The sequence below is a fragment of the Mucilaginibacter pankratovii genome, assembly GCF_014773265.1.
GTDB lineage: Bacteria > Bacteroidota > Bacteroidia > Sphingobacteriales > Sphingobacteriaceae > Mucilaginibacter > Mucilaginibacter pankratovii.
This window is the reverse complement of record NZ_JACWMY010000007.1, coordinates 13,705-28,940: the sequence shown is the minus strand read 5'-3', so window position 1 is coordinate 28,940 and position 15,236 is coordinate 13,705. Positions and strand designations below refer to the sequence as shown.

Annotated in this window: 13 protein-coding genes; all 13 read right to left on the bottom strand. The window is 47.7% G+C overall.

The window, feature by feature from the left end:
• Positions 1-123: 123 nt before the first annotated feature.
• The 13 genes from IDJ77_RS14445 to IDJ77_RS14385 all read right to left on the bottom strand — a co-directional run bounded on the left by IDJ77_RS14445 (position 124) and on the right by IDJ77_RS14385 (position 15,235).
• On the bottom strand, positions 124-936 hold the full coding sequence (locus IDJ77_RS14445) for a glycosyltransferase family 2 protein (RefSeq protein ID WP_191189681.1): 813 nt from the start codon (positions 934-936) through the stop codon (positions 124-126).
• 22 nt (positions 937-958) lie between these two features.
• Positions 959-1,555: an LbetaH domain-containing protein gene (locus IDJ77_RS27950; protein WP_317174344.1), complete on the bottom strand. Its 597-nt coding sequence runs from the start codon at positions 1,553-1,555 to the stop codon at positions 959-961.
• A 332-nt stretch (positions 1,556-1,887) separates the two neighbouring features.
• Entirely contained in the window at positions 1,888-3,105 is a 1,218-nt protein-coding gene (locus IDJ77_RS14435) for a glycosyltransferase (protein ID WP_191189680.1), read from the bottom strand.
• Entirely contained in the window at positions 3,102-4,214 is a 1,113-nt protein-coding gene (locus tag IDJ77_RS14430) for a glycosyltransferase family 9 protein (protein WP_191189679.1), read from the bottom strand. Before IDJ77_RS14430 ends, IDJ77_RS14435 begins: the two co-directional genes overlap by 4 nt.
• 9 nt (positions 4,215-4,223) lie before the next feature.
• Positions 4,224-5,675, bottom strand: coding sequence for a hypothetical protein (locus IDJ77_RS14425; RefSeq protein ID WP_191189678.1), 1,452 nt, complete (start codon positions 5,673-5,675; stop codon positions 4,224-4,226).
• 29 nt (positions 5,676-5,704) lie between these two features.
• Positions 5,705-6,946, bottom strand: a complete 1,242-nt coding sequence (locus tag IDJ77_RS14420) for a glycosyltransferase family 4 protein (RefSeq protein WP_191189677.1) — start codon at positions 6,944-6,946, stop codon at positions 5,705-5,707.
• 153 nt (positions 6,947-7,099) lie between these two features.
• Positions 7,100-8,188 (bottom strand): acyltransferase family protein, encoded by a 1,089-nt coding sequence (locus tag IDJ77_RS14415; RefSeq protein WP_191189676.1) that lies wholly within the window; start codon positions 8,186-8,188, stop codon positions 7,100-7,102.
• Between the two features lie 53 nt (positions 8,189-8,241).
• Positions 8,242-9,405 (bottom strand): glycosyltransferase family protein, encoded by a 1,164-nt coding sequence (locus tag IDJ77_RS14410; RefSeq protein WP_191189675.1) that lies wholly within the window; start codon positions 9,403-9,405, stop codon positions 8,242-8,244.
• 7 nt (positions 9,406-9,412) lie between these two features.
• Positions 9,413-10,543, bottom strand: a complete 1,131-nt coding sequence (locus IDJ77_RS14405; protein WP_191189674.1) for a glycosyltransferase family protein — start codon at positions 10,541-10,543, stop codon at positions 9,413-9,415.
• A gap of 440 nt (positions 10,544-10,983) precedes the next feature.
• The gene (locus IDJ77_RS14400; protein WP_191189673.1) at positions 10,984-12,096 is read right to left on the bottom strand and encodes a glycosyltransferase family protein; all 1,113 of its coding nucleotides are present in this window, start codon (positions 12,094-12,096) and stop codon (positions 10,984-10,986) included.
• A 9-nt stretch (positions 12,097-12,105) separates the two neighbouring features.
• Positions 12,106-13,170, bottom strand: a complete 1,065-nt coding sequence (locus tag IDJ77_RS14395) for an NAD-dependent epimerase/dehydratase family protein (protein WP_191189672.1) — start codon at positions 13,168-13,170, stop codon at positions 12,106-12,108.
• Between the two features lie 57 nt (positions 13,171-13,227).
• Positions 13,228-14,394: a glycosyltransferase family protein gene (locus tag IDJ77_RS14390; protein WP_191189671.1), complete on the bottom strand. Its 1,167-nt coding sequence runs from the start codon at positions 14,392-14,394 to the stop codon at positions 13,228-13,230.
• Positions 14,384-15,235: a DUF5672 family protein gene (locus IDJ77_RS14385; protein ID WP_191189670.1), complete on the bottom strand. Its 852-nt coding sequence runs from the start codon at positions 15,233-15,235 to the stop codon at positions 14,384-14,386. Before IDJ77_RS14385 ends, IDJ77_RS14390 begins: the two co-directional genes overlap by 11 nt.
• Position 15,236: the final 1 nt, after the last annotated feature.

Below are 15,236 nucleotides of genomic sequence, written 5' to 3'. Positions count from 1 at the left end.
GAAGCAAACTTGTTAAACATTCATAGACACCGGCACTTATAAAACACATAAGTTTTAACTACTTATAATTACACACTTACGCTTACAGCATGGCATAAATATATTATTTTTTTGCCACCTGCATTATTTAGGCAGCATCTCTTTTGTTTTAAGCACTATAAAATATTCGTATATCGATTGCATTGTAGCATACGTTACACCTGCCGGGCCATCTAAAAACGCCCGCCGCACCACCACCATATACAGCCATTTAATAAGCGGCCTGCCGGGCAGCTTGTAAAACAAGCCTTTTTGGTGATACCTGCGCTGGGTAAAATCGGCGCTAAATAAGGCCTTTTTTACCGAAAATTTTTCGCCCGCGTTCATTTGCTGCAGGCGCATTGCCGCTTCCATATCTGCGTAACCTAAATGCCTGGCAAACCAAAACTTTATCCCTTTGCTAAAAGGGTAATGGTCCAGATAGCCTTCCAGCCTTGCTACGCTACCTTCTGGTATCGATAGCGGGTTAACCAATCGTTCGTACCGCATTTTTTCGGGCCGAAACAATCGCAGGTAAAACGGCGAAACCTGCGCGTGCTTTAACCAGGTTCCGTTCCAGGCAAAATCGCGCCTGCGTATCTCATATGCCGCGTTTGCATTATTTACATCAAACAGCTGCAAAGATTTATGCAAGCCCTCTGATACGCGTTCATCAGCATCTATATACAATACCCAGGGGTATTTAAACGCTATATTTTTAAGTCCCCAGTTTTGATGGGCGGCCCAGTTATCAAACACCCGCTGCGTAACCGAGGCACCGGCAGCTTTAGCTATCTCAACCGTTCTATCATCACTATACGAATCGTAAACATGGATATCATCACACCAAGCTACCGATGCAAGGCAGGCGGGCAGGTCTTGTTCTTCGTTTTTAGTGAGTATTAGTACCGATACCATCAATTAAAACCCATAATTCTTGTTAATTAACTATTACCCTTGCCTTAAGCGGCTTACAGGGATGCCCGGAACAAACCATCCACTCGGGCATATCATTTACAACTACCGCGCGGGCCCCAATTACACAGCCATTTGCAATGGTTACACCGGGGTGCACAAACGCCTCGGCAGCTATCCAAACATTATCGCCCACGTAAATTGGGCGCGCCACTAATGGCGACCCTGCTTTAGTATAATCGTGCGTACCGGTACAAAGATTTACCCCCTGCGAAATTACCGCCCTGCGGCCTATCGTAATTTTCGCCTGCGAATACAAGGTGGCACCGCTGGCTACCCCACATTCGTCGTGCAATACCAAATTCCAGGGGGCCCATATTTTAACGCCCGGGTAAACATGCACACCACGGCCTACTTTTGCCCCGAAACACCGTAACACAAAGGATCGCCATCCGTGTAAGGGCTTTGGTGAGAGCCTGAAGAATATGATGGCTACTAACTGCCATAAAACCCTGGCCGCACGATTGGTAACAGAAAAAGATGGCCCCGTGTGTGTGTCCTGATTAACCATGTAACTAATAAGTAAAATAACGTAGCGCGAACCTTTGTTTAAGTAGCGCATCCGCGATGCTTACTTTTAAAAACTGCCATCTACTGAATTTTACAGATACCAATAATTGTTTTTACGCTTTATTAGTATTTTAAGCAATAATACTAAACTTATACAATTTTTAACAATATTATTTATTTATAGCAACGGAAAGCTTCAATTTTTAAATTTTTAACACCAGCTATGCTTTTATATAAATATCTGGCTCCTCAGCAGTAACTATGTATCCTTTTCTTAAAAGCAAAAACAAAAAATATTTATTTAAATTATTATGAAACCCGGGCAGCCATAACCCACCTATAAAAAACAGGCATCGCGCCAAAATAACGGTAGGTTTATAGTTGTTATCGTTCGGTAAAGATCGCTTTTATAAAATGCTTGGCAACCAGTTCGATATTAAAATGATCTTTAAAAACCTGCGCTGCATTTTTACCCATCGTATCTTTTTCAGCCTTGGATAAATTTACCCAGGTATTTAATAGCTGCTGCGTGCCATCGATAGAATCGGAAGCGATGACGCCACCCCCACCGCTTTGGATCTCCTTCCAGATATTTACCTGGTGAGATACCAGTACCGGTTTTGCACAAGCAAGGGCCTCCACTACAGCTATGCCAAAATTCTCCTGGTGGCTTGGCAATACAAAAGCATCGCAATTATACAATGCCCCCCATTTCACATCGCCCGATAGCATCCCCGTAAAAATTATATTACTCTTCAGATCGGGGTAATGGGCTATCAGCCGCTCCAGCATTTTGCCGTAAGAGCTTTCTAAACCCGGCCCGGCAACAACCAATTTATAACGCTCGCCAGTTTCGGGGATAGTTTTATTCACTATCTCTGCGTATGCCTTTATAAGCAGGTCTACTCCTTTTTTTTTATGGATGCGGCTAAAAAAAAGCAGGAAGGGTTTGCCCTTCATCTCGGGGCATTTTTTATAAAAAGCCTCATCCATAGCGGGTGTATGCTCCGGCGGGGTAATGATACCGTACCCAACGTTCACTTCCTTTTTGGGGTGATATGGCGAAAATGCCTGCCGGGCCAGTTCCAATTCGAGCTCGCAGGTAAAAAACAAGCCATCGGCATCATTAACCACCCGGCGTTCTATCAGTTTCCAATAAAACCAATTGCGTATGGCCTTAAGCCGCCGATCGCGTGCGCGTTGAAAATAAGGATCGAGCATGCCGTGCGGCATCACATACAGTTTAGGCACATTTGCGGGCACCTCCATTTTTTTTGCCTTACGTTCCAGTGCGCGCTTTACGCTCCATCCGGCAAAGCTCGAATACAGCCACAAGCCGTTGATCACTACCACATCAAAACGGTCCATATTGGCAATAAGCCAGGGTCTCAGTTTCCGCGAATATTGCCATGGCCCTTTAGCGGGGCCCAACGCGTGAATGGTAAAGTTATCCATGCCCAAAAACGCACTGTTAGGGTCGTCCAGGCTCACTACTTCCCTGCTGATGCCATTGTGCATCAGTTCGGGGTTGGTGTTTCTTATGCCCTGGCACGGGCCGCCGCTGGCGGGGTCCATACTTGCAATAATGTGCAGCAGCTTCATTTTTGGATATTAGTATTGTTTGATTTTTCGCGACCCAGGATCTCCATAACCGCCCCAATAACTTCATCCGCGGTAACAGATAAAATGCATTTTTTTTGCTGAACCACACAAACATCAAGCCCGCAGCCCGCGCAATCTGTTTTGTGGTAAATTATCTTATTAAAGTTACCCCTCGGGTACCATTGCCTCGGAAAATGCCTTGCCGAAAAAACCGCCGCGCATGGTGTGCCGCCGGCAGCCGCCAAATGCATTGGCCCGCTATCGTGGCCTATAAAAACTTTTGCCCGCTTTAAAATTATGCCCGATACGCGCGGAGAGGTTTGTCCGCACAAATTTAGCCCCTTGCCGCCCCAGGCTTCCATACACCTGCCTGCCAGGTCAAACTCATCCGGGCCGCCTACCATTACCAGTTGCCAGCCCGGTAACAAAGGCGATAACTGGTGTAACAAATTCAGCCAGTTATGTTCCTCCCAATCGTTCACATGGCTTTTGGTGCCGGTACTTGCTGCTATAAAAGGCAGGCCTGCAGCAAGCGGCGCCAGCTGTTCGCCGGCTGTTTTTATTTCCTCCGGGCTAAACTTAAGGTCCCAGTAAGAATCATCATCAAGCGCTATATCGCCCAATAGTTTTACGCGGCGGGCAAGCCTTTTAGCCTCCCACTCCAGGTCGCCGGTGGCCTCATCTACTGATAGCTCAAAATCGGGCAGCACCGAGGGGAAGCCGATAGTGTTTTTTACGCCCGCGGCCTTAAAAAACAGCCAGTCTCTAAATACGGTTAATTTTGTTTTTGCAAGCGTTTTTAAAGTACGTACGCCAGCAAGGTATACAACGGTATCTATCTTTAGTTCTCTTATTTGTTTAACCAGCCCAAGCAAAACAGCCGGGCTGCGGGTACCAACGGGGTAAGCAAGCACCCTGTTAAAAAAGTAGCCCTGCCCCAGTACGCTTGCAAGCGGGGCGGCTTTATTTGCCACCGGGCTATTGGTAAGCAGCGTGATATCTGCATCCGGGTAGGCCTGCCGTATTTTATGGAACGCCGGCAACGCCATTACCGTATCGCCAAGGCTCCCGAGCCGGTATATCAATATTTTGGGTGGGGATACGGCCATGCGAAATAATTATACCCCGGCCGTGGGTTGGGCCTGTTGTTTTTGTTGTTGCAACTGCTCTTGTTGTTCTTGCTGCAACAGCGCTTGTTGTTCCTGATACCGCTGATACTGCTGTTCCTGTTCGGGCAGTCTCATGGCCGCGATGGTTAAACCACCCATAATTACACCGAAACCTAAGGCCGTAGGCTGTGCCCATTGCCCTTGGGCAACCGCCTGGAAGCTAACGCTCACCATCAGCCAGGGCAACATATTGTTTATTTTCAGGCGTTTATAGGCCTGGATCAACATTTTTAAAACCAGCTGCATCCTTATTAAAATGGCGCCGATACCAAAAATGGCACCCATCTCTCCAATCATCCTACCCCACTCGCCTTCGGCAATCAAAAACACATCAGACCGGCCAATGAGTAATCTTGCACCGGCGTTGGTGCCCATGCCAATTCCAAAGCCAAAAAACGGCAGCTCCGAGTTTACAAAGGGCTCAAGTATACTCGCGCCAATACGATTTACAATAGTGTTATCAAGAGTGCCCTCGCTTTCCTTAGCCGTATCGAAACGGGATGTAAGCACCTCGATAGCGTTCTTAAAAAACGGTAAGTTACTCAGCAAGGCAACTATGATGATCAAACCTATCCCCGCACCCAGCATCCTGCCCAACAGCTTCGGTGTGCGTGAAATTGATGCGAGCGCAAAGGCCCCCGTTAGTACGGTTTGGATAAGCAAGCCACGGCTTATTGAAATAGGGATGGCGGCAATAAACGCTATGGTAGCGCCTATCAATAATATCCGGTTCACCTGCTCTATATTGAGCCAAAAATAAACTACAAAAACCCCTACCAGCGAAAAAAACTGGGTGTTACCCGTTGTAAACGAAAAAGTACCGGGCGGCCTGAAATACCCTAAGGCCCCGCTAAAGCCTCCGCCCTGCGATTCGGCACCTATCCCTTTGTTTACAAATGCCGATTGCGGACTGTAAAATTGCATGGCAATAAGCAAAAACATGGGTATAGACATCCAAAGCACAATTGTTCCCAGCCTTAAAACATCATTTTTATCGAAGACCTTCCCGATCAAAAATATAAGCGGGAAGTGAAAAAGCAGGATGCGCGCGCCATACGCTGCCACAGGCAAGCTGTGGTGCCCCACCAGTATAGCTGTAAATAATGCACAACTGCCGATGAACACCATTGCGTAAAAGTGATTATTGGAAGGCAGGTAGCCATTGCGCCAGGCAGTTACCAGCAACCATATAGCTACAGGGTCGCGTACGATCAATAAAGGTGTTGCAAGCGAAGGGAATATCCATTTGCGCAGCCCCCCTTCTATAATAAGCAATATGAAATATATCCAAATACCCTTTTTTAGCGAAGCAACCACAGCCGCATGGTTTATGCGACTTTCCACATTAAGCGCGGTATTTCTTGCTACTACGGCCGTATTTCTATCGAGAGTTGTACTCATTAATGCAGATAATTAAACCTTAAACATAATTAATTATTATGAATTATAGCGTTCACTAATTCGTGCCCGTAAACTTCCCAGGGCCTTTTTTGGGCGGTTGCCATTGCAGCACGCCCGGCAATTTCAACCATTGCCGGCTTTACCAATATATTTTCTATAGCCTCCTGCAACTTTTCGGTGGAGCCTGCCTGTATCAGCCAGCCATCTCCGCCATCGGTAATAATATCTGGGCCGGCGGTCCTGTCTGTAGTGATCACCGGCGTACCCTGGGCCATCGCTTCGGTTATTACCAGCCCAAACCCTTCAAACAGCGAAGGGAAAAGTAATACATCGTGCTGATGCATGAGCTTTAAAACCTCATTGTGCGGCAGGCTGGGGATCCAGCGGTGCTTTGTTAAAGCTTCGTTCAGCACTGCGCAGTTATCAACCAGTTTACTACCAACAACGGTAAGCTCTACTTTGTTCCCGAAAGTTTTCACCGCGGCAAACATATCGGCAATGCCTTTACGCTGTGATAAGCCGCCCACAAAAAGTAATTTTAAGGGCCTCAGGCCCGTTACCTTTTCGTAATACCGTTCCTTAACCACCGGCGGGAAAGCATAGGGCACTACACTTACCGGTGGCAGTGCTCCCTCAAAATATTGCAGCGTTTTGGCGGTGAAGCTGCTTGCTACAAAAATACTATCGGCCAGTTTTATCTCCTCATCCTTTCGGGCCAGCTTAGCTTCCGAATCGCGCAGGCCGGTTAAGGTAGGTGCCCAATCGGGCCAGCGCTCTCGCTCGGCACCAAGCATTACTCTTGCGGCCCGCCAGTAGCCTATCGGCAGGTCGTATATACACCTTATCCCCTGTTGCCTGGCCGCCCTGAAGGATTGCAAGGCGCCATCCTCATAGGCATACACGGCATCGGGCTTATTTTCTTTTGCAAGCCTTAAAACCCGCCTGGCCACTTCGCTATCCAAACCACGGTATACAGCATCTACGCTGGCCCAGCCGGTTTCGTGTTTTACGGCGTTTTTAAAACCTGCACGCGGCAGTATCATCCGCCCCAGTTCCCTCAGCGGGAAAGAGTTGATCTCCGCCTGCGGAACAGGATAGGTACGCCGCAGCCACTCCTGCCTTAAACTGCCAGGCAGTAACTTTAGCCATGCCGAAGCGGGATCTGCCGCCACCGTAGTATCAAACTCCGCCAACATGCCTTGCTTTGATAGCGCTTTAATAAGCGCCCTTACAAATTCATTCCCTGTTGGGTGCGACAGAACTACCTTCATAAATACCTAAACCAAACCCGTCGGGATAAAATTTCTTTATAAATAATCATACAAATTAACAAAATTGTAAGAATATACAATTATAATCATTGAAATTGTAATTATCAGCCAAAACCAAGCTTATTGTTTGTTTACCCTGATTGTGCAGGTGCTTTAGCTTTTGGCGACGGGTTTGTAGGTTCCAAACAGTTGTTTAAAAAACCTCGTCCATAAGGGGCGCTGCATTTCCAGCAAAATACCCAGTAAAGAAGCCACCACCAATACCGAGATAAGCGCCTGCCAAAGCTGCACCATATCATACGCTTTATAGCCAAACAATGCCCGCCACAAAACCAGCAGCGGGAAATGCAGCACATACAGCGGGAAGGTTAGGTCTGCCGCTTTGCGGAATACGTTTGCAAACTTATGCTCGGTGCTGAGGTGGTCTCCGGTTGGCAGTATCCACAAAGTGGCCGCAACAAACAGGCCCACTATCCAATCGGTAACAAACTGGTTGGCATAGTACAGCGGCTTATAGCCAATACGATATGGGATAAAAGGGATATAAGTTACCGCGAGCCAGGCCGCGAAAAGCCCCATCAGTACAAAAAACCACGCGGTGGCCGCTTTTACAGATGGCCTCGGGAGGATATAAGCCAGGTAACCCGCCAGCCAAACCGGCATCATCACCACAATTTTGGGGCCTGCTATCAGTACGGCGGCAACGGGTAATAAGAACGATTTCCAGCCACCCTTCCTGAAAAACCAAAGGCCAAATATGGCGTAGTACCAAAATTCAAAACTAAGCGACCACAGCGAGCCGTTAAGCGGCGGCGCTGCCGAAAACAGCCAAAGCTCGTTCACAAATAAGCCGGATGCGATGTAGCGTACCCAATCGTGCCCGCGGGAGTGAGCTGCAAGCAATTGCGGATCGGCCTGTTTAACAATAAAGGCTATCACAGCAGTAATAGCAAGCGCGGGTATCACAATGGAACACAGCCTGCTTAAACGTGCCTGAGCGTACATAACAGCCCCACGGTTGCGGCTGATGGTGGTATGCGCTATTACATAACCTGATAGCACGAAGAAGATGATTACCGCCGCGTGAGAGGGCTCGCCGGGCTCGTACTGCGGGTGGGCCAGCGTAGGGAACCAGCGGTCGAAAGCGTGGATGTATAAAACCGTTAAGGCAGCGCCTATACGCAGGGCATCCAAAAAAATACTCGAATTACCTATTATAACGCGTGGTTTTATATTCAACATAATGTTTATTGCCCGAAAGATATTAAATATGCCCCAAATAACGATGCAGCAAACTAATCCTTGCCGCTAATTTCCCTGCTGTTTAAAGCCTTGTTCATCACCTGCAGGTTTTTTTCGCCAAAGTAAAGCCTGCGCGCCTCCTGCCATTGTTCGGGGCCGGGATTTAGCGCAGTAATCATTTCCAGCGCCTTAAAGCCCGTCTGTTTATCGCGCACGCTCCACATACCGCCCAGTTTTGTGGTGCCTAAAAACTCGGCCAGCGTACTATCGGCCGGGCCGTGCCCGAAAATGGGGCGTGCAGCCTGCAAGTAACTACTCAGCTTGGTAGGCAGGCTGGTTTTTGAAAAAGTACGCAAGGCCTTGCCGAGCGGGTACATACAATAAACAAAATCACACTTGGCCAGCTCCGGCACCACCTTATCTTCGGGCAGGGTATCATAAAACTTTATATTATCCTGCAAAGGTTGCGGCACATCGCCCGGCTTTAAATGGCAACCCCACATCTGCAGGGTTACTTTTTTATTTTCCTGCTGATAAAATTCCTTCAGCAGCGTAATAAAATTAAACAGGTCTTTTTTATCGTAGATGGAGCCGATATGGCCAACCAGCACTTCGTTTTTATTATCCGGCTTATCGCCGGCTAATATGGCGCTCTCCGGTAAATAACGATGGCACACCTCGCCACGGCGGGCGCTTAGCTTGCGGTAATGATCGCGCATCCCGCCGCTGATGAGATCGAACGATGGAACGGTTTTAAGCGCCGTAATGGTTAATTTTTGTGCCGCACCGGCCATAAACCGGTACCGTAACGATCGTGCGCAGAGTGCGCCAGCCCAGTCATCGTGTACGGTCATGTGTACAGGGCGTTCCGTTTGGCGGGTGGATAGTTCAATGGCTATGCGCAATCCCTCGTTGTGCGATACGATCCAGTAGCCATCGCAATCTATCGCCAGCAGTTTTTTGATGATATTATCGATAAACGGAAGTTTACTGTTACTAAGCATCTGCCTGGTTTGCAGGATATCTTTTAACAGTGGCCCGCCCATCAGCGCCGGGCCGAGATAACCATCTTCATAACCGTCTACGGGGCTGTTTCCAATATAGGTCCATAAGATGTCGAGATCGGGCAGGTTGGCCACCAGGCTCCTTAATATTGCTCCGCCGCCACCCAATTTTGGCGAGTGCGCGGTAAAAAGGCATATTTTTCTTTTGATCATCCGGTTTCTACTCCGCTTTTAAATTAATAAGGGCCCGGGCAAATTTAGCAGAAACCTGCTCAACGCTGCTGCCATACGGAATAAATTTGCTGTCGGCGATGCATTCCTCCAGGTTGCCGATGGTGTACTCGGTAACTCCTTCGGGTATTGCCGGTTTGGCTACGCCGGTGGGTGTCCATGCTTTGGATACCGATATTACATGCAAGCCGTGTTCGCGCATAGCGGCGTACGAACCACTTTTTTCTATCACGGCCAATGCCGTTGCCGAAAGGCCTATTGTTGCTCCTGATAATACTTCAGAGATCTGCCGTGCCGGCAATTCGCCTAAGCGGTTAACCGGTAAGCCTGCTTCGGCCCATGCGCCGGCCCATCGTTGCTGCTCGTTGTTGCCCCGGCCTATAATGGTTAAGGTTAGGGGCCGCTTAAATTTATCGGCATATTGAGCGGCCTCTTTGGCAAATTGCTGTATGGGTGCCTTATCGTGTATCGCCCCAAAAACCACAAAGGATATTTCTCCCTCCGCAGCGCGCTCACCGCTTTGGCTGCCAACCACCGGGATATTGCTATATAAAGGCAGATACCCTGCTTTAAAGCTCATTTTTGCCAAAAGGGTTTGGTACAAACGCGTTTGCGTATGAATAACAGCCGGCTTCAAATTTTTAATAAGCGATTTAATGAGAATGCGCTGAGCCTGTCCCCACAAATGCAGCTTTTTCGATTCCTCGTTGGCCATGCCTACCCAAAGCTCGTGAAACATCATATGCCATCTGCGGCCTTTACTTAAGGTGAGTAGCATCTTACTTAAACCCAGCTTTAAACCTTTGGGGTGATAGCCAAATGGTACAAACTGCAAACTAAGCCACTGCGGGTCAATTTTATCCACCCATTCTTTTGCTATCTCGAAGCGTTTTTTTATTTCGATATCGGATGACAGGCGAAGCACTGGTACATCCACACCATCGGCCTGCTGGGTGCTTTCCAATATATTTTCGGTATGCCTGTCGCTTACGGATAGTATCGCACAGCTATGGCCCGCCTTTATTAAAGCGGCGCTCAGCCGCCGAGTATAATCGCCCACGCCATCGTGCCCCTGCTCCAACGAACTGCATATAAAAACGATATTTATATTATCGGGCATACTATTTTAAAATAGATTGGTTTTGAGGTGGTTAAATAGTGTTTTTTTAACAAAATCAAAAACAATCCATAATTTTAACTGTTTGTTGTTTTGTAATGTAATTATTACCTATTCGTTAATAAAAATACCGAGGTAATAAATATATTTGTTTCCATTAAGCCCCTCTTAATTTTTGCTGTTGTTTAAGTTCTTAGCCGATACTTTAACAAACCAATTGTATTATATATAGTAATACACTACCTACCATGCAAAAACCTTTTTTATACTGCGATTGCTGCAACCAACCTTTTCATTACAAAAAGCCATTGCCTCTGTTAATGAAGCCATTGACGCTTTTTTTTCCGATCCAACGTTTCTTCTGTGCCAAATGCCTAACATCGCGTTATAAGATCATCAGCAGCGAAGAAGTGAGCAAATACCAGGTATAAGCAACATGGCAGTTATTCTGCTTTGTGCCAAAACTGCTGTTGTATCCGCTCCAGCCCAAACTGCTTTTTTGCCAGCACTTTCGCGTTGGCAGATATTTTGTGATTATCTGCCAGCAAATTAAGAATTTCTGCCGAAAGCTTTTCGGCATCTAAATTCCCGCAGCAAACAGCCGCCTGTGTTTTCTTAAGCAGGTGGCAAGCTGCGCTGTCCTGCGGGCCATGGTACAGTATTGCCCCGGCACCTCCCAAATACCCAACCATTTTTGTAGACAGACTGTACAGGTAAAAATCGGGCCGGGTGAATTTTATGGGCAGGTAAAGTATAGCGCTACTATCCAGCTCGCGCTTTAGCTCGGCATCATCCAGCGTCATGGGGCGATAATCGGTATTAAAGGCCCGGTTCTCTAAAAAAGGCATGTATTGCGTGGCACGCAATATCAGCTTAAACTGATGGCCCTGCTTGCTCAGCAGGTCCAAAGCATCGGCCAGTACTTTAAATAATGGAATATACTCCAGGTGCAAAAGCCCTGCAAAATAAACCGCCACCGGCGAGCCGGGCGTGCTTAAGGGCTCGCTTACTTCCGCTGCGGTTACGCCATCGGTTATCAGTTCGTATTCGGCTTTGCCAAACAGCCTGCCGTATTCGTTACCAAGCTCCTCGGATATTACCAGCCTGCGGTTAGCTCGTTTCCATAAAGCGGCGCTGTTTTCGAGCAGCCCGTACGTGGTAGAAAAATGATCGTGAAAGGATACCCAAAGCGGCTTGTCCCGGCAAAATTCATCGGTACATAAAGCTGCCGAAAAAGGGCCGTGATCTATCACATGCAATACATCGTATTCAATTTTACGGGCTGCTGCCTGTACTTTTTTTATGGTTGAGGGTTTATACAACCCGTGCCTTAACCAGGTACGAAAGTTACGCAGTTTCCAGCGCGCCCATTTGCGCACAATGGGTGCAGCGTATACAATAGTTTCGGCAATGGTGCCCTGGCGGGGGTGCAGGGGGTTTTCTTCCACCACCAGGGATATTACATCCGCCTCCCGGCCTTTAAACAAGCGGCGGAGTATACGGTTACCTCCCCCGTTGGAGTACAATGAAAATGGCTGATAGGTTAAAAGCTTCAAAAGAATTTTTTATTTATGGGTGCCCTGCGCCGCTACAATTTGCCTGATGGTTTCTTCCAGCGATATGGTGATATCCCAGTTTGGATAATGCGCGCGCATTTTATCCAGGTTGGAAATATAGCACATATGATCGCCAATGCGGTTTTCATCTACATAAGTGTACACCTGCTTTTTGCCGGTAAAGCTCTCTGCAATGCTAAATGCTTCCCAAATAGAGCAGGAGTTTGCGCGGCCACCGCCAATGTTATAAACCTCGGCAACGCGCGGCGCGCTGATAAACGCATCAATAAAGCTGGCTACATCATACGAGTGGATGTTATCCCTCACCTGTTTGCCTTTGTAACCAAACACTTTGTATTCGCGGCCCTCTACGTTACATTTTACCAGGTAGCTTAAAAAGCCATGCAGCTCAACCCCCGAGTGGTTTGGCCCGGTTAAGCAACCGCCCCGCAGGCAGCAGGTAGGTATGCCAAAATAGCGGCCATACTCCTGCACCATAATATCGGCAGCAACTTTAGATGCGCCGAACAAAGAGTGCTTGCTTTGATCGATAGAGAACTCTTCGGTGATGCCATCGGTATAAAACGGGTCGGCGTAATCCCAGCGGGTTTCTTTTTCTACCAGGTCGATAGTATTTGGCCTGTCGCCGTACACTTTATTGGTGCTCATGTGCGCAAAAGGCGATTCGGGGCACACCTGCCTAACGGCTTCCAGCAGGTTAAGGGTACCTACCGCGTTGGTATCAAAATCATCAAAGGGGATAGCGGCGGCGCGGTCATGCGAGGGCTGTGCGGCGGTATGCACAATGGCATCGGGCTTTACCTCTTTTATTAAGGCGAGCACGTCGGCGCGGTCGCGGATATCCACTTCGTGATGGATAAATTTTGCGCCCAGATCTGTTTGGATACGGTTTTGGTTCCAGCGGGTATCGCCCTGGGCGCCAAAAAATATAGCACGCTGGTTGTTATCTACGCCGTGTATTTCCCAGCCCAGGCCGGCAAAATGGTAGCAAACTTCTGATCCTATTAAGCCGGACGAGCCGGTTACCAGTAATTTTTTAGCGGAACTTGCCATAGTACGTTAAGCAAAGGTTATGTATATTGTAAATTAAATATGTTTTTGGCGCAGGCATTAACCGTTTACCACGGAAGCCCACACCCTGCGCATTGGCCCGGAGCCAACTTCATCTGCAACTAATTTTTGGGCGTTTTTTAACAGCTCGGCAACATACTGCGCATTGCGCAACAGTTTAAAGCCATCCCTGATGTCGTTTTCTTTATCGGATGCTACCGTAATGGCGGCTTGATGACCATTAAGATAATGGATCATTGTCGAGTATGGGGGGCCTACTGCCAGCACCGGTACACCGCACGCTAAATATTCGCTCATTTTAGTGGCGATGTTAAACTGCGACATATTACGAATTTTTTGCTGAAAACTAATGGGTAACAGCACCGCATCGTAATTTTTCATCTCGGCAAGCACTTTATCGGGAGCTACGCTTCCTTTAAAATGTACGCCATCTAAAAGTATATCATCGGGCAGCCGCTCCACGCCCGAGTAAATGAACAATTGTGTATCGGTACCGTTAAGTGCCAAAGCAACAGCTTTTAAGGCATCCCGCTGCCAGGCAGCTACCGCACCAAAGTACCCTATCTTTAAGGGGCCGCTCATCTTTTTCGACGAAGCCCCCTGCTCAACCGTTCCGGAAGAACCAAATAACACAGTGGATTCCACGCCGAAACGTTCTTTATAAAAAGCCTGCATGGCGGGGCTTATTACAAAAACATGCTCAGCCTCGCGCAGATGTTTGGCAAACACCGTCTCTGTGCCGCCGGGGTAATGCCAGGCGTCATTCTCATACCTTACCAGGTGATCATCCATCACCCAGGTGATGTATTTTACCTGTTTTATTTTCTTGAGTGCCTCCAGTGTAAAAATAGCGTTGGCTCCCTGTGGGCATACCAACCCGGTAAGTTCCTGTTTATCCTTAAATATGGCCGCCATCTTTTTAGCAGCACTATTGGCGTGCAATTTGATCATCCCGAGCCTTTTGCTCATACGGGAAGCCCGCGAACGCCCGATGAGCCTGCGTACCCAATCGCTTTCCCATATCGAAAGCAAATCGTGACTTTGGCCGGAAAGGCCATCTTTTACATGCAGATCCATCGCAAAACGGTTCACATGCACAAAATGATCGATATCATTCAAATCCGCGCCTAAGATGCGCTGCAGGGTTAAACCGCCGCCATGTTTATCTGATACCGACATCTCCGAAAGGTAAAAATCAAACTTCATTGGTTTGCCCTTTCTTTGTAATAGTTGTTGTATCGATGTACTTGTTCCAAAAGCTCAGGTGCTTAGCCCAGGCATGGCAGCCCAGCGGCAGGCTGCCTTCGGTAAGCCTTAACGAATCTTCTAAATTATATTCGAAACTAAAACGCAGCGCGCTCATGGGGTCGGCGATGGTGAAGGCCGGCACCAGCTGCGGGATCACTTCAGACCATACCACATCCTCATTTAAATGAAAATCGGCAAAGGCAAAAGCGAAGCGGCCGGTTATAAAAACCTCGTACTTATCATTTGTCCATTTATTCAGCTTGTTTCTTACCCTGGAGGAGTACGAAAGCAGCGCCTTATAAAGCAACCAGTGCGGGTGGTATTTTTTTAAGGAAAGCAGGGCGTTTATACACGCCTGAATATTACGAACCGAAAAGCCCGAATTGCCACCCTGCATAAACGCGGCACCGGGTTTTGCCGCCCAATAGCCCTCAAAAAATGGCGCGCCTATGTAATCGAACGCAAATGCGCCCGCTTTATCAAAATCGTTATAGAAAATATAAGCGTCGAGTTCGTAGGTAAGCATGTATTGATACTTAGCAAACAGCTGATAGAAGCTTATACTTACCTTCATTTTATTATACTTTTCTATAGACGAAAGCCAGTCCGGGTTTACCGGGTGTAATAATAAACCTGGGTGCGCCGCGGTATAGGCGCTGGTATCCATCCCTTCGGGGTAAATTAAAAAGCAATCGTACGCACTTAAATGTGTTTTGCAGGCCAGCAAAGATATCGCCTCATCTGCCGAAATTATCGGTTGATGCACCGGGATAATTACACACATTTTTGTTGAGGCCATT

Coding starts and splice junctions, on each gene's coding strand:
- IDJ77_RS14445 (WP_191189681.1), bottom strand. CDS start 936: ATGGTATCGGTACTAATACTCACTAAAAACGAAGAACAAGACCTGCCC.
- IDJ77_RS27950 (WP_317174344.1), bottom strand. CDS start 1,555: ATGCGCTACTTAAACAAAGGTTCGCGCTACGTTATTTTACTTATTAGT.
- IDJ77_RS14435 (WP_191189680.1), bottom strand. CDS start 3,105: ATGAAGCTGCTGCACATTATTGCAAGTATGGACCCCGCCAGCGGCGGC.
- IDJ77_RS14430 (WP_191189679.1), bottom strand. CDS start 4,214: ATGGCCGTATCCCCACCCAAAATATTGATATACCGGCTCGGGAGCCTT.
- IDJ77_RS14425 (WP_191189678.1), bottom strand. CDS start 5,675: ATGAGTACAACTCTCGATAGAAATACGGCCGTAGTAGCAAGAAATACC.
- IDJ77_RS14420 (WP_191189677.1), bottom strand. CDS start 6,946: ATGAAGGTAGTTCTGTCGCACCCAACAGGGAATGAATTTGTAAGGGCG.
- IDJ77_RS14415 (WP_191189676.1), bottom strand. CDS start 8,188: ATGTTGAATATAAAACCACGCGTTATAATAGGTAATTCGAGTATTTTT.
- IDJ77_RS14410 (WP_191189675.1), bottom strand. CDS start 9,405: ATGATCAAAAGAAAAATATGCCTTTTTACCGCGCACTCGCCAAAATTG.
- IDJ77_RS14405 (WP_191189674.1), bottom strand. CDS start 10,543: ATGCCCGATAATATAAATATCGTTTTTATATGCAGTTCGTTGGAGCAG.
- IDJ77_RS14395 (WP_191189672.1), bottom strand. CDS start 13,170: ATGGCAAGTTCCGCTAAAAAATTACTGGTAACCGGCTCGTCCGGCTTA.
- IDJ77_RS14390 (WP_191189671.1), bottom strand. CDS start 14,394: ATGAAGTTTGATTTTTACCTTTCGGAGATGTCGGTATCAGATAAACAT.
- IDJ77_RS14385 (WP_191189670.1), bottom strand. CDS start 15,235: ATGGCCTCAACAAAAATGTGTGTAATTATCCCGGTGCATCAACCGATA.